The organism is Parasphingopyxis sp. (genome assembly GCF_028279465.1).
Taxonomy (GTDB): domain Bacteria; phylum Pseudomonadota; class Alphaproteobacteria; order Sphingomonadales; family Sphingomonadaceae; genus Parasphingopyxis.
Genome location: NZ_JANQNS010000007.1, coordinates 86,945 through 104,601 on the forward strand (window position 1 = coordinate 86,945; position 17,657 = coordinate 104,601).

Sequence of the window (17,657 nt, forward strand, 5' to 3'; positions counted from 1 at the left end):
CGTTCGCTCAGCCCCCGCGTCCGATAAGCGCCGTCTGGCTGGCCTTGGCAAGCAATGTACCGTCTTCGGAATAGAGATGCATTGTGCCGTGAAAGACCCCCTTGGCGAAGCCGGAAAATTCGGTCACGCCAAGCACCCAGTCGGCCGGTTTCACGGTGAAGATACGCAAGGTGTTGTCGAGGCTGGTACAGCCCATCGTCGCGGGATGCGCGCCGCCCATGAAATCGGCGATGATCGCGATCAGCCCGACGCTCATCGGCGCGCCATCGACCTCGCGATACCAGATATGGGCCGCACCGGCGTCTTCGTCTTGCGCGGCGATACGCTGTTCGAACTGGGTGACCAGCGAGTCCGGCATCGCGCCGCGATCCTCGGCCAACCGACAGTCTTCCGGCTGCGGCACGGCGGGCATCGTGCCGAAAACATGGTCGACGGCATCCGAACGCCCGCCGAGCGCGGCCAGCGCTTGCTGAATGATGCGGTTGCCCTCTCGCAAGGTCACCCGTGCCTGGATGACGCTGCGCCCGACCATCGCCGGTTCGATATCGATCTCCAGTTCGGCGCCCGGCACCGCACTCGACACAAATTGCGTCGTCGCCCAGAGCAACGGCCTGTCCGCGGTCTTTTCGAGCGCTTCAAGCATCGTCGCAAAGCCGACCCCGCCCATCAAAAATGTCCGCGCCGGCGTACCAACAAAGGCGGTTGGCGGTGGACGGTAAAAATAGTGATTGGGATCGTCGATCGCCGGTTCGGGAGTCCAGAATTGCATGCACACTCCACAGCCATACGGCTGCGCAGAGCCGCACCTTCGCGAGCGTCCATCCTGTCGATTATCGGGCGCCGGTTCAACCCGGCAAAGTGGCGGGGTTACGCCGCGAGCCGCTCGCTTTCCGTATCGCGGACGCGCAGCTGGTTGCCGGTGACCGAATAGGTGACCATCTCGGCAATATTCGTCGCCTGGTCGCCGATCCGTTCCAGATGCTTGCTGACGAACAGCAGATGCGCGGCCTGGCTGATGCGCTCGGGCTTGGCGATCATATAGGCCATGAGCATCTCGGTAACCTCGTCGTGCAGCCGGTCGACCGCATCGTCGCGCGTGCGGACCTCGCGGGCGAGCTCGACATCGCCATCGGCATAGGCGCGCACGACATCGCCGAGCATGGTCTTTGCGGCATCGTTCATCGTCGCGATCCGCTTGCGGAGTTTCTTCGGATATTTGCCCGTGAATTGCGGGACGACGCGGGCGATATTGCGGGCATAGTCAGCCGTCCGCTCCAACGTCGCGGCGATCTTGATGGCGGAGATGAGCACGCGCAGATCGTCGGCCATCGGCGCGCGCAGGGCGATGACATTGACCGCCGCCGCCTCGATCTGCGTGGCCAGCGCGTCGATTTCCGGATCGCTGGCGATGACGGCCTCGGCAAGCGCCGTGTCGCGCTCTTCCAGCGCACGGATCGCATCCGCCATGGCGAGCGAGGTGCGCCACCCCAGTTCGAGGATGTTTGCGCGCAGCGCGCCAAGTTCGTCGTCGAACGCCGAAACCGTATGTTTTGCTTCACTCGCCATAAATATTACACTTATGTTACACCAAACGCCCCGGCCGGGCAAATAACCGCTCCACATGGCGGAAAAGCGGGGCCAGGCAGCGATCGCCCACCCCGCATACAATATCGATGATTGCTCAGCTTTGAACGTCTTCAGCGGTCAGCGGCCGCATCTCCTCGGCGATCGCGGCGAAATGCGCGCGCGTTTCCTCCGGATTGGCGATCATGCCCTCCTGCACCAGATAGCCATCCGGCCCCCAGGCGGAGACATATTCCAGCACAAATTCGCGCAAGCCCCGGATCGCCTGGAGGTGGTTGCCCTTGATATAGACGTAGAGCGGCCGGGCGCCCGGATATTCGAAATTGGCGATACTGTCATAGGTCGGCTCGACCCCGTCGATCGTCACGCCGATCACCTCGTCTTCATTCTCCGCCATAAAGCTATAACCGAGCAGGCCGAGATAGCCGGGATTCTGGGCGACGCGCTGGATAATCAGATTGTCGTTCTCGCCCGCCTCGATAAAGGCCTGATCGTCGCGCACGGTGGTGCAGATCCGGTCCTTGCGGTCCTCATCGTCCTCTTCCATCGCGACGATGGCGGGATTGGTTTCGCAGCCGGCTTCCATGATCAGTTCGATAAAGGCGTCGCGGGTGCCGCTCGTCGTCGGCGGGCCATAGACGCGGATCGGAATGTCGGGCAGCGACGGATCGACATCGGACCAAGTCTCGGTGGTCTGCGCCCCGCCATAGGGTTCGGCGGCGAGCGCTTCGTAAATCTGCGCGCGGGTCAGCGCGATTTCCGGGCCTTCGGGCGATTCCACAACCGCGAGCCCGTCGATGCCGACGCGCAGCTCGATAATATGGTCGACGCCATTGGCATTGCAGGTCTCGAACTCGCTCATCCGCATGCGGCGCGAGGCGTTCACGATATCGGGATGATCGGCGCCGACGCCCGAGCAGAACAGCTCGATCCCGCCGCCCGTGCCCGTCGATTCCACGACAGGCGAGCGGAATTCCGGATTGTTGCGGGCGAAATTCTCGGCAACGGCGCGGGTGAAGGGATAGACGGTCGAGCTGCCGACGACCGTGATGGCGCGCACGCCGCCATCGCCGCCGCCGCAGGCCGCAAGCGTCGCGGCCATCGCCGCCAATAATCCGGTGATTGGAGCGCGCACATTTTCCTCCATGAGCGAATATGCGGGTTATGAGGGCCCGATCCGGGCAGTTCCGTCAAGCGACGCGAATGCAAACCCTATGCGGCCTCTATATGACAGGGAAGTTACACCGGCCTGCGCCGATGCGCCCCCGGGGCGGGCGCAAGCGAGATGCGCAATTGCTTCCCGCACCCCATGAAATCGACTAGATAGAGGCCATGGCGCTTGAAGACCTGACCAAAAAGCCGTTCTTCGTCGACAAGAACCGGGCATTCTGGGTGCTCCAGTCGGTCGGCTGGTCGGGCTATTTCATCCTGCGTTCGCTGGGCGGGATCGCGAACAATATGGGGCCGCTCTTCATCCTGCCGACGGCGATCGCGACGGCGACCGGATATTGCCTGACGCTGATCATGGCGGTGATCTTCCGCCAGCTGATTACCAAGACTCCGCGCGTTACCTGGGGCGGATCGGTCACCGTCGTGCTCATCGCTTCGGCGATCTTCTCCTTTATCGAGGTCTGGGCTTTTACCGCCTTTTATCGCGGCGGCGAAATGCCCTCCGGATTGCAGTTTTTCGGCGCGATCCTCTTGGACTTCACCCTGCTCGTCGCCTGGTCCGGCCTCTATTACGGGATCAATTTCTACATCCTGATCGAGGAGCAGAATGATCAGCTGCTGCGCCTCGAAACGCAAAGCTCCAACGCGCATCTCGCCATGCTGCGCTACCAGCTCAATCCGCATTTCCTGTTCAACACGCTGAATTCGATCTCGACGCTCGTGCTCTTGAAACAGACCGAGCGCGCCAATGCCATGCTGTCGCGATTATCGTCCTTCTTGCGATACACATTGGCCAATGAGCCGACCGCGCGCGTGCCATTGGCGCAGGAGGTTGAAACTTTGAAGCTCTATCTCGAAATAGAGCGGATGCGGTTCGAGGACCGGCTGCGTCCAAGTTTCGAGATCGACCCGCGTGTGACCCGGGCGCGGCTGCCCTCGCTGTTGCTGCAACCACTGGTCGAGAATGCGATCAAATATGCCGTGACGCCGCAGGAAGAAGGCGCGGAAATCCGCATTTCGGCGCAACAGGTCGGAAATCGCGTGCAGATCACCGTGTCCGACACCGGCCCGGGCTTGCAAGAAGGCGCCGTGACGCGCCACTCTTCGACGGGCGTGGGGCTCGCCAATATCCGGGACCGTCTGGTCCAGGCTTTTGGCGAAGAACAAAGATTTGAGATTAAAGCGAATGACAGCGGCGGTTTCTGCGTCGAAATCGAAATCCCGCTCCAGTTCGAAGAGGCAAAGGAAGCCGCATGACCATCCGCGCTATCATCGTCGATGACGAACCGCTCGCCATTCAGGGCCTGCAAGTCAGACTCGAACCGCATGACGATGTCGAAATCGTCGACACCTGCACCAATGGCCGCGAGGCGATCCGCTCGGTCAAGACCCACAAACCCGATGTCGTGTTTCTCGATATCCAGATGCCGGGTTTCGACGGTTTTTCCGTCGTCCAGGGGCTGATGGATATCGAGCCGCCGCTCTTCGTCTTCGTCACGGCCTATTCCGATCACGCGATCCGCGCCTTCGAGGCCCAAGCCGTCGACTATCTGATGAAGCCGGTCGAGGAAGACCGGCTCGCCGATACGCTGGCGCGCGTGCGCGAGCGGCTGGCCGAGAAGAATAGCAGCGAAGAGATTACGCGGCTGAAAGAGGTGCTGTCCGAAGTCGCGCCGGATGCAGCCGAAGACCTGGCGAGCGAAGGCGATGCGCCCGCGGCCAGCCGCTACGAAAAGCTCATCAACGTCAAGGATCGCGGCCAGATTTTCCGCGTCGATGTCGAGAGCATCGAACGGATCGACGCGGCCGGCGACTATATGTGCATCTATACCGGCGATAATACGCTGATCCTGCGCGAGACGATGAAGGATCTCGAAAAACGCCTCGACCCCCGCACCTTCCAGCGCGTCCACCGCTCGACGATCGTGAACCTCGACCAGGTGCGGCAGGTGAAGCCGCATACGAATGGCGAGTGCTTCCTGGTGCTGGAGAGCGGCGCGCAGGTGAAAGTCAGCCGCAGCTACCGGGACGTGGTCGCGCGGTTCGTGCATTAGGCGTTACTTGTGCTCCTGCGCAGGCAGGAACCTGGAGCCTCACGCGATATTCCGTACCGCCCTCAGTTCCTGCCTGCGCAGGAGCACAAGAGTGTATTGCATCCTTTCATCGCAACTTTCGGGGGGACGCTGACCGGCCGATCCGCTAACACCGGCTTCGGGAGATATTCATGACCGACCAGCAAGACCGCGCCCGCGCCTTTCACGCCCTGCATGTGCCCGGCGATCCGGTGATCCTGTTCAATATCTGGGACGCAGGCAGCGCGCTCGCGGTAGCCGAAGCCGGAGCCAAGGCACTCGCGACGGGCAGCGCCTCGGTCGCGGGCGCGCGCGGCTATGCGGATGCCGAATCGCTGCCGATGCAGCAGGCGCTGACCAATGCCGAGCGGATCGTCGAGGCCGTGAACCTCCCGCTCACCGTCGATTTCGAGGGCGGATATGCGGTCAAGCCGGTGCTCGTCGGTGTCCATGCCCAGGCGATCATTGAAACCGGCGCGATCGGCATCAATTTCGAGGACCAGGTCGTCGGCGGCGACGGGCTGCACCCGGTCGATCTGCAGGTCGAACGCATTGCCGCGATCCGCACGGTCGCCGACAATGCGGACATCGACTTCTTCATCAATGCGCGCACGGACATGTGGCTGCGGGCGGGCGTATCGACGGTCGCCGAGGAGGATCGCTTCGACGCGGCCGTCGAACGCGCCCAAGCCTATGCCGATGCCGGCGCCAGCGGCTTTTTCGCACCCGGCCTCACCGATGCGGACCAGATCGGCGCATTGTGCGAAGCGAGCCCGCTACCGGTAAACGTGATGATGTTCGACGGCATGCCCGATAGCAGGCGGCTTGCCGAACTCGGCGTTGCGCGGATCAGCTACGGCCCCGGCCCGTGGCGCGACGCGATGGCCGCGCTGACCGAGGCGGCGCGGGCAGTGTTCGAGGGCTGACCCCGCAAGGGCGTGGCGCGTCCCGTCAATTGATGGCATAGCGGCTTCCCACAGGCCGGTAGGGGGCACCGTTGGCGCTGATCAATCGTTTCGAAGATCCCGAAGTCGAGCGCCGCTATGTCGAGAGCGAGCGCATCGCGCGCATCCCGGCGAGCCGCGCGCTGCTATGGATCGGCCTCCTCACTTTCGTCACCTATCTCACCCTCAACCCGATGTATTTCCCGCGCGAGGGCGTGATCCAATACAATATCGCGGCCGGCGTGTTCATGGGCGTGCTCGGCAGCTTCCTGCTGGTGATCCGCACGCGCTTCTATATCGAAAAACCCTGGATCGACCTTGTGCTGTTCATCGCGCTGACCGTCGCGATGGGGATGCTGATCGAGGCGCTGGCGGCACAGGCGGCGGTCACCGGCATTTCCCGCTTCGGCATGGCGATCGTCAATATGGGGATCCTCGTCGTGTTTGCGAGCATCGGTTTCGTCGCTAATACGCGGCTGTACCTGCTCTGGGCCGTAACGATACTGCTGCTCTATATCGGTTTCCTGCTGCAGGCCGACCGGGCGTTCATCTCGAAAGTCTATACTTTCACGAATTTCTCGACCTTCTTCGTGTTCGCGACTTTCGTGAACTGGGATATCGACCGGCGCGCGCGCAAGACCTTCGCCGCCAATATGGCGCTCGACGCGGAGAAACGGCGGTCCGAGGAGTTGCTCTACAATGTCCTGCCCGAACATGTCGCGGCGCGGATCAAGAGCGGGGAGACGGTCGCCGATTCATTCAACAATGTGTCGGTGATCTTCGTCGATGTGGTGGGCTTTTCGACGCTCGCGAAGACGATGCCGGCAAGCGAGCTGGTGGCGCAGCTCAACCGCTTCTTCCTGCTCGCCGACGAGGTTGCCGAGCGGCACGGGATCGAAAAGGTGAAGACAATCGGCGACGCTTATCTCGCCGTTTCGGGTGGTACGGCATCGACCGCCAGCGACGCGCTCGCCGCCATCGCCTTCGGCCGCGATCTGATCGCCGCGCTCGAAGAGATCACCGAAGCCGAAGGTGTGGACGTCAAGCTGCGCGTCGGCATTCATACGGGGCCCGTGGTCGGCGGGGTTATCGGCAGCAGCCGGCTTGCCTATGACTATTGGGGCGACACGATGAACATCGCGAGCCGGATCGAAGGCACGGCGGCGCACAACGGCATCGCGGTGTCAGCGGCGACCTATCACCAGACCCGGGATGCGGTGGACTATGACTCGCCCGAAACGTTGACGCTCAAGGGCATCGGCGAGACCGAAGTCTATCGGGTGAAGATGTAAGAACCCTCTCCCACAGGGAGAGGGTTGTGTAGCCTTAGTGAGCGGAGTGAATTTAGGCGGAGCTGGGTGAGGGGTTGCGCGCTATCTGTCAGCTCTAAACCCCTCATCCAACTTCGCCCCATCGGAGAAGGAACGATCGCTCAATAGGTGCTGAGTTCGACGTCCATCTTCTTGTAGCCATGGACGAAACAGGCCGACACGCGGTCGGGTTCGCCGAGCACGTTCACACGCAGCTTCCGCTTCGCCATTTCCTCGAGCAGCAGGCGCAGCTGCAGCTCGGCGAGCCGCGCGCCGACGCAGCGATGGATGCCATAGCCGAAGGAGAGATGCCGGCCGGGCTTGGGCCGTTCGAGCCAGATATCGTCGGGGCGATCGAAGAAATTCTCGTCGCGATTGGCCGAGATATACCAGAGGATGACCGCATCCCCTTCCTTCACCTCATGGCCGAACATCTGATGATCCTCGGTCACGGTCCGCCGCATATGGGCGAGCGGCGTCTGCCAGCGGATGAGTTCCTGCACGGCCGCCGGGATCAGCTCCGGATCGTCCTCGAGCATCTTGCGCTGCTCGGGGAACTGTTCGAACCCATAGGCGTAGCCGGACATGGAGTTGCGCGTCGTATCGTTGCCGCCGACGATCAGCAGCATCAGATTCCCCATGAAAGTGAACTGATCCATGTTGCGCATCTCGCTATGGATCATGCGGCTGAGCAGGTCCGGTGCTTCACCCTTTTCGAGCCGTTCGTCCCAGAGCCGCTGGAAATAGGCGCCGGCCTCATAGACATGTTCGAGCTGTTCGCGGCGGCTTTCGATCGATAATGAGCTTTCGACATCGCCCATCCAGTCCGACCATTCGGTGAGCTTGCGACGGTCCTCCCAGGGAAAATCGAACAGGATGGCGAGCATCTGCGTGGTCAATTCGATCGAGACCTTGTCGACCCAGTCGAATGTCTCGCCGACGGGCAGCGCGTCGAGGATCTCGGCCGTCCGCCCGCGTATCTCGTCCGTCATCCGGGTCATTTCCGCCGGGGTAAAGGCGGGCGCAATCACGCGGCGCTGCTCGGTATGTTCGGGCCGGTCCATGGCGATGAACATCGGCAGCTGGATATTGAGATCGTCGGGCAGATTGTCGGGATCGGTGATGATCGTGATGCCCTTGGCCGAGCTGTAGAGATCCGGCAGCGCCTCGATATGCTGGATTTCCTTATAGGTCGTGACGTTCCAATAATCGCCATAGGCGGAGCCCACGACCTTGTTGACCGGCGCTTTCTCGCGCATTTCCTTGAAGATCGGCTGCCAGCGGTCTTCGACGTAAATGTCCGACACGCTGACGTCCCAGGGATGCGGCGTTTCGCTCACATCGGTGACGATGGTTTCGACCGGTTCGGGTTTCGCCGCAGTTGCCATTCTCTTCTCTCCTCACGGGCGGCCAGCCGCCGCTCTCTCAATATTCGCTCAGTTCCACCTGCATCGACCGATAGCCATTGACGAAGCAGGACGAGACGCGCTCGGGCTCGCCGATCACATTGGGGCGCAACCGCCGGGCCGCCATTTCCTCGAGCAGTATCCGCAATTGCAGCTCGGCGAGACGCGCGCCGACACAGCGGTGGATGCCGTAGCCGAAGGCCAGATGCCGCCGGGCATTCTCCCGATCGACGATAATGTCATCCGCCCGCTCAAACACGCTCTCATCGCGATTGGCCGAAATATACCAGAGCACGACCGCATCGCCGGCACGGATATCATGCCCGAACAGTTCATGATCCTCGACCGCCGTGCGACGCATATGGGCGAGCGGCGTCTGCCAGCGGATCAGTTCCTGCACCGTATTGGGAATCAGCTCGGGATCGGCCTCAAGGCGGGCGCGTTCGTCCGCAAACCGCTCGAGCCCATAGGCATAGGCCGACATTGAATTGCGCGTCGTATCGTTGCCGCCAACGATCAGCAGGGTGAGATTGCCGATAAAGGTATAGCGGTCCATATCCGCCATCGCCTCGCTATGGATCATCCGCGAAATCAGATCGGGCGTCTCATCCTTGTCGACGCGCTGATCCCAGAGATCGGAGAAATAGGCCGTCATCGCGCGCAGATGCTCGCGGCGTTCGTACGCCCGATCGAGATCGTCGAGATAATCGATATCGCTGATCCAGTCCGACCACAGGGTCAGCTTGCGCCGGTCTTCCCAGGGAAAGTCGAACAGGATGGCGAGCATGCCGGTGGTCAGCTCGATCGACACCGTATCGACCCAGTCGAACGCCTCGCCGCGCGGCAGCGAGTCCAGCAGCTTGCCGGTCCGCGCCCGAATATCGCCCGACAGCCGCTCCATCTCGGCCGGCGTAAAGGCCGGGGCAACGGTGCGACGCTGGGCCGTATGCTCGGGCCGGTCCATCGCGATAAAACTCGGCGTTTCGCGGCGCAGCTCTTCGGGCAGCGTATCGGCATTGCCGTAGATGGTGATGCCGCCATGCGCGGAATCGGAGGAGTAAATCTCGGGCAGCGCCTCGACATGCTGGATCGGCTTGTGCGCGGCGATGTTCCAATAATCGCCAAATGCCGATCCCGTCACCTTGTTGATCGGCGCGGTCTCACGCATCTCCTTGAAGATCGGCTGCCAGCGATTTTCGGCGTAAATCTCGGGAACGGTAACGTCCCAGGGATGCGGCGCTTCTACGACGACCGTTTCCGGTTTCTCCGTTTCAGACTCCGCAGCCGTCGCCATCGCCGTCCTCCTTATGGAACCGGCAGAGTGTCCGCTTTGAAGAAGCGCAAGTCAAACCGCGCCGCCGGTTATCCTCAATATTCGGACAGCGTCACCGGCATCTTCTTATAGCCATGGACGAAGTTCGAATTCACCCGCTCGATCTCCCCGGTGATCTCGGGCCGCAGGCGGCGCTTCGCCATCTCTTCGATCAGCACGCGAATCTGCAGCTCGGCGAGCCGGGCGCCGACACAGCGGTGAATGCCGTAACCGAAGGCGAGCTGGCGGCGCGCATTGTCGCGGTCGAACTTGATCTCGTCGGCATCTTCGAACACGTCCGCGTCGCGGTTGGCCGAGAGATACCACATGACGAGCTTGTCGCCCTTTTTGATCTGCTTGCCGAAGAGGTCATAGTCCTCCATCGCCGTGCGCCGCATATGGGCGAGCGGCGTCTGCCAGCGGATCAGCTCCTGCCCCGCATTGGCCGCGAGATCGGGATTTTCTTCGAGCTTGCGCGCCTCTTCGGGGAACTGGTTCAGCGCATAGGCATAGGCCGACATGGTGTTGCGCGTCGTATCGTTGCCGCCGACGATCAGGAGCGTGATATTGCCGAGGAAGTTGCGGTCGTCCATCTCGCCCAGCGCATCGGAATGCGCCATCATCGAGAGGAGATCGGGCGCCGGCGGACTCGCCTTGCGCTGTTTCCAAAGCTCTTGGAAATAAGCGGCCGCTTCCCACATTTTCTGCATACGGATCGGGCCGAGTTCAGGGTCCATCGCTGCGACGACATCGCCCATCCAGTCCGACCATTCGGTCAGCTTGCGCCGGTCTTCCCAGGGGAAGCCGAACAGGATCGCGAGCATGCCGGTCGTCAGCTCGATCGAGACCGTATCGACCCAGTCGAATTCCTCGCCGCGCGGCAGACTGTCGAGCAGTTCCTCGGTGCGCTTGCGGACATCGACTTCGAGCCGGGTGATCTCGCTCGGCGTGAAGGCCGGCGAGACGGTGCGGCGCTGGGCGGTATGTTCGGGCCGGTCCATGCCGATAAACATCGGCAGCGCGAGTTCCTTGTCGTCGGTGGAATCGAGGATCGTGAAGCCGCCATTATACCAGGCCGAGCTGAAAATATCGGGCAGCGCCTCGACATGGACGATCGGCTTGTACGTCGTCAGCGACCAGAAGCCGCCAAACACGCTGTCTTCGCACCAATGGATTGGATCTTCGGCGCGCAGCTTTTCGAACACCGGCTGCCAGCGATCGAGCGCGTAAAGCTCGGGCCGGCTCACATCGATCTCGTCAATCGGCGTATCGCCCGTCGCGAGCGGCTTTTCGAGCGTGGACCGGTCGATCCCCTCGCGCCATTCGCGTGCATATTCCTCGCGATATTTTTGTTCGGCAGTCATGCCTTCGGTATCGGGCTGCGTCGCCATAACTCTCTCCCTATCGAGGATATCTCCTCAGCGGCCGGGCGCGCGAACCGGACTAGCGCTGTGCCACGGCCCAATGATTCTCTCGCGCGAGTATAGACTCGCCGCGATCAGTAGCAAATTGAGACTGACACAATTGACACGAATGTCAATAGCGATCCGACTGTATTTCGCCCTGTTCGCCGATGGATTCTATCTATTCGCGGTTAGCCCGAGCTTAACGGGCGTACGCGGCCGCGCTCAGGCCGCCTTGCCACGCAAAGCCTGGCCGAGCCGCCGGAACACCGACGGTCCCGATTTAAGCACGCCCTTGCGGAACCAGCGCGCGCCGAGCGCGATGGTGATCGACACCCAGAGCAATTGCCAGGCAATGGCGGCCAGATGGGGCCAGAGTGCCGGGTCCGACGCGCCTTTGGCGACCATCGCAAAGGGCGAGCTGAACGGAAAAAGCTCGGCGAACAGCGCAAGGCCGCTGCCCGGGCTGGCGGCGGCGGCCGAGGCAAGGCCGAACATGCCCATCTGAAAAAAGGTGATTGGCAGCGAGAGCATCTGAATCTCCCGCATCGAATTGGCCTGACCGCCCACAGCGAGAAAAACCGCGCCGAGCAGCAGATAGCCCATCGCGAAATAGAGGACGCCGAGTGCAAGGAACGGGCCGAAACCGATCGCCGGATCGAAGGCGACCATCGTCGCGCGGCTGTCCGGCACGGCGGCCAAGCCGATCATCGCGATGCCGCCCCAAAAGGCGATAAACAGCAGCGCCACGCCGAACAGCCCGATCAGCTTGCCGAGAAACACAGCCTCGAGCGGCACAGCGGCGGCGAGGATTTCGATGACCTTGTTGCCCTTCTCCTCGGCGAGCACGCTCACCGTCTGCCCGGCGAGCAACAGCGTGAGCAGGAACAGCAGGAACAGCGCAGTAAAGCCCAGCGATTGCTGGCCGCCAATCGTCGCGCTCGTGCGTTCGAAGGGCTCGCGGGTGATTTCCGTGACCGCGTCGCCCGGCGGCACACCGCTGCGGACGTCGCGCGCGGCGGTTTCGGCAAGCAGGGCGAGATAATCGGCATAACGATCGCTGCCCGAGCCGATCAGCAGGCGCGGCGCATCCGGCGAACCATAGAGCACGGCGGCGACATCGACACCGCTATCGGAAAACAAAGCGCGCGCCTCGGCTTCGGTGCCCGCCCCGCTGACATCGTGCACCGGCGACCGGCGTTCGAGCGCGGGCGGGGCGATGCCAAGCGGGAAAGTCGGGCGGATCCGCGCATCGGCCGCTTCGATCCGCGCGGCATAGTCGGCATCGGCAAGGATTACGAGGCGCTGTGCATCGTCCCCGCTATCGGCGATCATCCGCGCGCCCGTACCGCCGACCAGCGCGAACATCAGCATGAAGAGCGGCGCAAGCAGGAACATGAGGAACGCCGGTGTGGCGACTGTCGCGATAAAATCGCGGCGCGCGATCACGGCAGCCTGGCGGAAATGGCTGGTCATGCGCCAGCTTCCATTTTTGCTTCCGCTTCGGCCTCGGCTTCCATTTTCTCGACCGTCTCCTCGCCGACCAGCTTGACGAACACATCGTGCAGGCTCGGCCGTTCGAGCGAGAGACCGGCCACGCCATGGCCGCATTCGAGCAATGTGGCGAGCAGCGCCTCCATCCCGCTATCGGGCACGTCGAACACATAGCCGCCATTGTCGCGCGCGGCCTCGGGCGGGAGCAGCTTGGCGAGCGCCGGGCTGTCCTCGCGCGGCGTGTAATGCGCTTGAATCGGCATGGTCGCGCGCGCCTCGGCGACGCTGCCTTCATAGCGCAGCTTGCCGCCCGCGATGATCGCCAACCGGTCGCACAGCCGCTCGGCATGGCCCATGATATGCGTCGAAAAGAGGATCGTCGCGCCGCGATCCCGCTCGGCGAGGATCAGCGCCTCGAGCCGTTCCTGGTTGACCGGGTCCAGCCCGGAAAAAGGCTCGTCGAGCACGATCAGTTCGGGCCGGTGGACTATAGAGCCGAGCAATTGGACGAACTGCGCCATGCCCTTGGAGAGCTTCTTGATCTTGTCGCCCGCCGCATGGCCGAGCCCGGCATCGGCGAGCATATCGTCGGCCCGGGCCCGCCCTTCGGCCCAGGGCAGCCCGCGGAGCGCGCCCATGAACGCAATAGCATCGCGCGATTTCATCCCCGGATAGAGGCCGCGCTCCTCGGGCAGATAGCCGACCCGGTCGCTGACGCTGCGCGGCCGCGTCGTGCCGAGCAGTTCGCGCGTGCCGCTATCGGGATCGATAATGCCGAGCAGCATGCGCAAGGTCGTCGTCTTGCCCGCGCCATTGGGGCCCAAAATGCCGTAGATGCTACCCTCGGGCACGGCGATATCGACACCGTCGACCGCGCGCTTCGCGCCGAAATCCTTGATGAGATGATCTGCCGTGAGGGCGAAACCGGATGCCATGCCCCGCCCTTAGCCGCAGGATGGTTAAGAGAATAGCCTCAATCCGTCGCCGATTGCCGCGCCAGCCGGATTGGCGATAGAGAGAGCGGGTGGAAGATCGCCCTACCCTGCCGGAACGCCTCAAGGCACAGGCCGAGGCCGAAGGCTTTGCCGCGTGCGGGATAGCCTCCGCCGATGCCGCGCCGGAAAGCGCCGGCCGGCTGCGCGACTGGCTGGCATCCGGCGCGCATGGCGGGATGGACTGGATGGAAAGCCGCGCGCATCACCGCGAGCGGCCCAAAGCACTCTGGCCCGAGGCGCGCTCGGTCGTGATGCTCGGCATGAGCTATGCGCCGAAAGAGGACCCGCTGCGGCTCGAAGGCGAAACCGATATCGGTCGGATTTCCGTCTATGCGCAGGGCAAGGATTATCATGATGTCGTCAAAAAGGCGCTGAAACGGCTCGCGCGCTGGCTCGTCGCGGAGGCGGCAGCGGACGGCATCGGGGGGGAGCCCGGGTCGGAGTCCGGGCCAGGCGTCAAAGTCTTCGTCGATACTGCGCCGGTCATGGAAAAGCCGCTGGCCGAAGCGGCCGGGATCGGCTGGCAGGGCAAGCATACGAACCTGCTATCGCGTGATCATGGCAACTGGCTGTTCCTCGGCGCGATCTACACGACGCTCGAGCTCGAACCCGATACGCCGGGCGAGGACCGCTGCGGGTCCTGCGTCGCCTGCCAGACTGCCTGCCCGACCGACGCCTTTCCCGCGCCCTATCAGCTCGATGCGCGCCGCTGCATCTCCTATCTGACGATTGAGCATAAAGGCCCAATCCCGCAAGAATTCCGCCAAGCGATGGGCAACCGCATCTATGGCTGCGACGATTGCCTGGCCGTCTGCCCGTGGAACAAGTTCGCCGAACAGGCCGAGGCGAACAAACATTTCGCCGCCCGCGCCGAACTCGCCGCGCCCAAGCTCGCCGATCTGTTGGCGCTCGACGATACTGGCTTTCGCAAGATTTTCGCCGGCTCGCCGATCAAGCGGATCGGGCGGAACCGGATGGTCCGCAACTGCCTGATCGCAGCAGGCAATAGCGGGGAGGCGGCGCTGGCGGAGCCGGTGCGGGCGCTGCTCGCCGATCCGGATGATGTGGTGCGCGAGGCGGCCGAATGGGCGATGGAAAGGCTCTCCCTATCGTCACCCTGAACTTGTTTCAGGGTCCACTCCTCCATCAGCGCCGGCGTCTCAGGAGGAGAGGTGGATGCTGAAACAAGTTCAGCATGACGTCTGACTACCGCCTTGCTAGCGCTTCCACACAGGCCGCTCGGTCTACATCCTCGCCGGCCGCGTTGCGGGCGTCGACATAGGTGACCACTGGTTCGCGATTGCCATTCTCCGGATAGAGATAGGTGTCGAGGACGCAGGCATCGCCGGTGAATTGCAGCTTGCGCGCATCGTTTTCGCGAAAATCCTGCACCGCTTCGCCGAACAGCCGGACCAATTGCGCCGCATTGCTGCCGATCACACGTTCGAGCCCGGTCGCGGTCATCGGTTGGCTGGGCGTCGCCGGGATCACCGTCGGCGTGCTTGCGCACCCCGCCACCGCCATCAGCGCACCAAGCGCGATTATCCTACGCATCGTCACCATCTCCCCCGTGCAGCATATGGGCTGCCATGGCCGCGCTCAGGATCGGCGCGAGCAGATTGGCGACAGGAATCACGAATAACACCGCCGCGACAAGCCCGATCTGCATCCGTTTACCGCGCGTCTCCCTCCGCCAGTCGCCCCATTCGGCACGCGGCACATGGCGGATCGCGATTAGCTCGCCAAGATCGCGCGCGAGCAGGATCGTATTGAGCCCGATAAAGAGCAGCACCGTGCCGACGCCCGTCACCAGCAGCACGAGGTAGAGCGGCAGGACGAGCAGGTTCCAGCCGATCGCCCGGCCCGCCGAGGCGAGGCCGACGCGGATTTGATCACTATAGCCCGCAACCTGCGCGACTTCAGCCTTGTCGGGATAATGTTTGCGCTCGACGGCATCGACGATCTCGTCGGTGAAGATGGAGATGACGCCCATCGCGACCGCGCGGAACATCAGCCAGAAGCTCAAGCCGGCGATCACCACCGCGCTGGCCGCCGCCGCGAGCCCCCCGCCCTCGCCCCAGCCCAGCCAGTCGAACAGCCAGATCAGCGCCCAATAGACGGCGAACCCGCCGATCAGGAACAGCAGGATCGTCAGGCCCAGCGACTTGGCGAGCACCTTGAGGAAGGCCGGATCGCCAAGCTGGCCAAGCGAGAGGAGCAGCGCGCGGAACATGCGAGTGTGATGCAGACCGGGATTTGGCGCGTCAATCGCCTGTGGAGTTGCGCCCGGCAGAACAGGCGACTAGGGGCAGTTCACATTTCCGTCATTCCGGACTTGATCCGGAATCCAGGGCAGCCGGCGGCATCGCTTTTAGCCTTGGATTCCGGATCAAGTCCGGAATGACGTTTGTCTATTGTTTAGCGCGCAGCGCCCGAGGAGACCCAATGTCCGAACCCGCTCTCGATATCGTCGCCATCGGCAATGCCATTGTCGATGTGATCGCCCAGGCTGACGATGCGTTTATCGCCTCCGAGGGCCTCTCCAAAGGCGCGATGCAATTGCTGTTCACGACCGAGGAAGCCGAAGCGCTTTACGCCAAGATGGGCCCGGGCGTGGAAGCGAGCGGCGGTTCGGCGGCGAATACGGTCGCCGGCATAGCGGCGCTGGGCGGCAGATGCGGCTTTATCGGGCAGGTTGCGGATGACGAGCTCGGCAAGGTCTTCCGGCACGATATCACAGCGCTCGGCGTCGCCTTCGATACGCCCGTCCGGTCCGGCGAACCGGCGACGGCGCGCAGCCTGATCCTCGTCACGCCGGATGGCGAGCGAACGATGAACACTTTCCTCGGAGCGTCGCAGCACCTGCCGGCATCCGCGCTCGATACAAACCTGATCGAGAGCGCGGCGATCCTCTATCTCGAAGGCTATCTCTGGGACCCCGAAGACCCGCGCGCGGCGATGGACAAGGCGATCGATATCGCGCGGAATGCGGGCGGCCGGGTCGCCTTCACCCTCTCCGACGGTTTTTGCGTCGACCGCCATCGCGGCGACTTCCTGAAACTGCTCGACGATGGACGAATCGACATCCTCTTCGCCAATGAGGACGAAATAATGTCGCTGCACGAAACCGACGATTTCGACGCCGCCGTCGCCGCGACTGCCGCCAAAACACCGCTCCTCGTCGTCACGCGCAGCGAGAAGGGAGCGATCGCCGTGAAGGATGGCGAACGCGTCACCGTCTCCGCCGAACCGATCGACCGGGTCGTCGACGCGACGGGCGCGGGCGACCAGTTCGCTGCCGGCTTCCTCGCCGGCCAGGCCGAGGGCCGGTCGATCGAAGACAGCCTCATCATGGGCGCCGTCTGCGCCGCCGAAGTGATCCAGCATTATGGCCCGCGGCCCGAAGCGGACATCAAAGAACTCGTCCGGCAACGGCTCGGCTAGTCCGCCCCGGCCAGCGCCAAAATCCGCGCGACGAAATCGTCCTTGCCGCGCGTATAGGCCTCCCGATCGTCCCCATGCCGCCTGGAAAGTTCGGCCTTAAGGTCGGCGTAGCGGCGTGCTTCGTCCGGATGGGCGCGCAGATGATCGCGAAACGCAAGCCGATCCGTCATCAACGGGCCGGGCTCGCACACATGCACATGATGCGTCCGCCGCTCGCCAAAGGGCGGCATGCCCTTCACGAAGAACAACCGGTCGGCATCGGGGTTATCGGCCCAGAAGACATAATCGAGCGGCTTAAGCGCCTCGGGAAAGCGGCCCCGCGCCTGCTCGACCGACGGAACGGCGATCATGATGTCGATGATCGGCTTGGCCGCCAGACCCGGTACCGCCGTGCTCCCGACATGTTCGATAGCCAACACTGTTTCATCCGCCAGCGTTTCGGCTATCCGGCATTTTTCGGCTTCGAACTGTGCCGACCATTGCGGATCAGGATCGACGAACTCAATCCTGTCCGACGCCATCT

17 protein-coding genes are annotated in these 17,657 nt (G+C 63.0%); 6 read left to right on the forward strand and 11 right to left on the reverse strand.

What is annotated here, in order from left to right:
• Positions 1-7: 7 nt before the first annotated feature.
• The 3 genes from Q0974_RS04110 to Q0974_RS04120 all read right to left on the reverse strand — a co-directional run bounded on the left by Q0974_RS04110 (position 8) and on the right by Q0974_RS04120 (position 2,719).
• On the reverse strand, positions 8-769 hold the full coding sequence (locus Q0974_RS04110; RefSeq protein ID WP_299322964.1) for a thioesterase family protein: 762 nt from the start codon (positions 767-769) through the stop codon (positions 8-10).
• A 98-nt stretch (positions 770-867) separates the two neighbouring features.
• A complete protein-coding gene (gene phoU, locus Q0974_RS04115; RefSeq protein ID WP_299322966.1) occupies positions 868-1,566 on the reverse strand; it encodes a phosphate signaling complex protein PhoU in 699 nt (232 codons plus the stop codon).
• 115 nt (positions 1,567-1,681) lie between these two features.
• Positions 1,682-2,719 carry a substrate-binding domain-containing protein gene (locus Q0974_RS04120; RefSeq protein WP_299322969.1) on the reverse strand — a complete coding sequence of 346 codons (1,038 nt, stop codon included), beginning with the start codon at positions 2,717-2,719 and terminating at the stop codon, positions 1,682-1,684.
• Between the two features lie 197 nt (positions 2,720-2,916).
• Here Q0974_RS04120 and Q0974_RS04125 point away from each other — a divergent pair, with 197 nt between their 5' ends.
• From Q0974_RS04125 to Q0974_RS04140, 4 genes are all read left to right on the forward strand, one after another.
• A complete protein-coding gene (locus Q0974_RS04125) occupies positions 2,917-4,011 on the forward strand; it encodes a histidine kinase (protein WP_299322971.1) in 1,095 nt (364 codons plus the stop codon).
• Positions 4,008-4,808 carry a LytTR family DNA-binding domain-containing protein gene (locus Q0974_RS04130; protein WP_299322975.1) on the forward strand — a complete coding sequence of 267 codons (801 nt, stop codon included), beginning with the start codon at positions 4,008-4,010 and terminating at the stop codon, positions 4,806-4,808. Before Q0974_RS04125 ends, Q0974_RS04130 begins: the two co-directional genes overlap by 4 nt.
• Positions 4,809-4,978: 170 nt before the next feature.
• Positions 4,979-5,752, forward strand: a complete 774-nt coding sequence (locus Q0974_RS04135; protein ID WP_299322976.1) for an isocitrate lyase/phosphoenolpyruvate mutase family protein — start codon at positions 4,979-4,981, stop codon at positions 5,750-5,752.
• A gap of 71 nt (positions 5,753-5,823) precedes the next feature.
• Positions 5,824-7,062 carry an adenylate/guanylate cyclase domain-containing protein gene (locus tag Q0974_RS04140; RefSeq protein WP_299322978.1) on the forward strand — a complete coding sequence of 413 codons (1,239 nt, stop codon included), beginning with the start codon at positions 5,824-5,826 and terminating at the stop codon, positions 7,060-7,062.
• Between the two features lie 140 nt (positions 7,063-7,202).
• On the opposite strand, the gene Q0974_RS04145 is transcribed toward Q0974_RS04140, so the two are convergent.
• From Q0974_RS04145 to Q0974_RS04165, 5 genes are all read right to left on the reverse strand, one after another.
• On the reverse strand, positions 7,203-8,468 hold the full coding sequence (locus tag Q0974_RS04145; RefSeq protein ID WP_299322979.1) for a cytochrome P450: 1,266 nt from the start codon (positions 8,466-8,468) through the stop codon (positions 7,203-7,205).
• 37 nt (positions 8,469-8,505) lie between these two features.
• Positions 8,506-9,780 (reverse strand): cytochrome P450, encoded by a 1,275-nt coding sequence (locus tag Q0974_RS04150; RefSeq protein WP_299322981.1) that lies wholly within the window; start codon positions 9,778-9,780, stop codon positions 8,506-8,508.
• Positions 9,781-9,854: 74 nt separating this feature from the next.
• On the reverse strand, positions 9,855-11,189 hold the full coding sequence (locus tag Q0974_RS04155) for a cytochrome P450 (RefSeq protein WP_299322982.1): 1,335 nt from the start codon (positions 11,187-11,189) through the stop codon (positions 9,855-9,857).
• 237 nt (positions 11,190-11,426) lie between these two features.
• A complete protein-coding gene (locus Q0974_RS04160) occupies positions 11,427-12,677 on the reverse strand; it encodes an ABC transporter permease (protein WP_299322985.1) in 1,251 nt (416 codons plus the stop codon).
• Positions 12,674-13,630 carry an ATP-binding cassette domain-containing protein gene (locus Q0974_RS04165; protein ID WP_299322987.1) on the reverse strand — a complete coding sequence of 319 codons (957 nt, stop codon included), beginning with the start codon at positions 13,628-13,630 and terminating at the stop codon, positions 12,674-12,676. The genes Q0974_RS04160 and Q0974_RS04165 overlap by 4 nt, the downstream gene beginning before the upstream one ends.
• An 89-nt stretch (positions 13,631-13,719) precedes the next feature.
• Between Q0974_RS04165 and queG the strand changes: the two genes are divergently transcribed.
• Positions 13,720-14,811 (forward strand): tRNA epoxyqueuosine(34) reductase QueG, encoded by a 1,092-nt coding sequence (queG, locus tag Q0974_RS04170; protein ID WP_299322990.1) that lies wholly within the window; start codon positions 13,720-13,722, stop codon positions 14,809-14,811.
• Between the two features lie 85 nt (positions 14,812-14,896).
• Here queG and Q0974_RS04175 read toward each other — a convergent pair whose 3' ends face one another.
• Positions 14,897-15,244 (reverse strand): hypothetical protein, encoded by a 348-nt coding sequence (locus Q0974_RS04175; protein ID WP_299322992.1) that lies wholly within the window; start codon positions 15,242-15,244, stop codon positions 14,897-14,899.
• Positions 15,237-15,923, reverse strand: coding sequence for an EI24 domain-containing protein (locus Q0974_RS04180; RefSeq protein WP_299322995.1), 687 nt, complete (start codon positions 15,921-15,923; stop codon positions 15,237-15,239). Before Q0974_RS04180 ends, Q0974_RS04175 begins: the two co-directional genes overlap by 8 nt.
• Positions 15,924-16,135: 212 nt before the next feature.
• Here Q0974_RS04180 and Q0974_RS04185 point away from each other — a divergent pair, with 212 nt between their 5' ends.
• Positions 16,136-17,134 carry an adenosine kinase gene (locus tag Q0974_RS04185; RefSeq protein WP_299322998.1) on the forward strand — a complete coding sequence of 333 codons (999 nt, stop codon included), beginning with the start codon at positions 16,136-16,138 and terminating at the stop codon, positions 17,132-17,134.
• Here Q0974_RS04185 and Q0974_RS04190 read toward each other — a convergent pair.
• Positions 17,131-17,655, reverse strand: a complete 525-nt coding sequence (locus Q0974_RS04190; RefSeq protein WP_299323000.1) for a GrpB family protein — start codon at positions 17,653-17,655, stop codon at positions 17,131-17,133. The genes Q0974_RS04185 and Q0974_RS04190 overlap by 4 nt on opposite strands.
• Positions 17,656-17,657 lie beyond the last annotated feature (2 nt).

What these genes read in the sequence shown, in the direction of transcription:
- Q0974_RS04145 (WP_299322979.1), bottom strand. Translation starts at nt 8,468, where the DNA reads ATGGCAACTGCGGCGAAACCCGAACCGGTCGAAACCATCGTCACCGAT.
- phoU (WP_299322966.1), bottom strand. Translation starts at nt 1,566, where the DNA reads ATGGCGAGTGAAGCAAAACATACGGTTTCGGCGTTCGACGACGAACTT.
- Q0974_RS04180 (WP_299322995.1), bottom strand. Translation starts at nt 15,923, where the DNA reads ATGTTCCGCGCGCTGCTCCTCTCGCTTGGCCAGCTTGGCGATCCGGCC.
- Q0974_RS04165 (WP_299322987.1), bottom strand. Translation starts at nt 13,630, where the DNA reads ATGGCATCCGGTTTCGCCCTCACGGCAGATCATCTCATCAAGGATTTC.
- Q0974_RS04175 (WP_299322992.1), bottom strand. Translation starts at nt 15,244, where the DNA reads ATGCGTAGGATAATCGCGCTTGGTGCGCTGATGGCGGTGGCGGGGTGC.
- Q0974_RS04125 (WP_299322971.1), top strand. Translation starts at nt 2,917, where the DNA reads ATGGCGCTTGAAGACCTGACCAAAAAGCCGTTCTTCGTCGACAAGAAC.
- Q0974_RS04150 (WP_299322981.1), bottom strand. Translation starts at nt 9,780, where the DNA reads ATGGCGACGGCTGCGGAGTCTGAAACGGAGAAACCGGAAACGGTCGTC.
- Q0974_RS04110 (WP_299322964.1), bottom strand. Translation starts at nt 769, where the DNA reads ATGCAATTCTGGACTCCCGAACCGGCGATCGACGATCCCAATCACTAT.
- Q0974_RS04160 (WP_299322985.1), bottom strand. Translation starts at nt 12,677, where the DNA reads ATGACCAGCCATTTCCGCCAGGCTGCCGTGATCGCGCGCCGCGATTTT.
- Q0974_RS04190 (WP_299323000.1), bottom strand. Translation starts at nt 17,655, where the DNA reads ATGGCGTCGGACAGGATTGAGTTCGTCGATCCTGATCCGCAATGGTCG.
- Q0974_RS04130 (WP_299322975.1), top strand. Translation starts at nt 4,008, where the DNA reads ATGACCATCCGCGCTATCATCGTCGATGACGAACCGCTCGCCATTCAG.
- Q0974_RS04135 (WP_299322976.1), top strand. Translation starts at nt 4,979, where the DNA reads ATGACCGACCAGCAAGACCGCGCCCGCGCCTTTCACGCCCTGCATGTG.
- Q0974_RS04185 (WP_299322998.1), top strand. Translation starts at nt 16,136, where the DNA reads ATGTCCGAACCCGCTCTCGATATCGTCGCCATCGGCAATGCCATTGTC.
- Q0974_RS04155 (WP_299322982.1), bottom strand. Translation starts at nt 11,189, where the DNA reads ATGGCGACGCAGCCCGATACCGAAGGCATGACTGCCGAACAAAAATAT.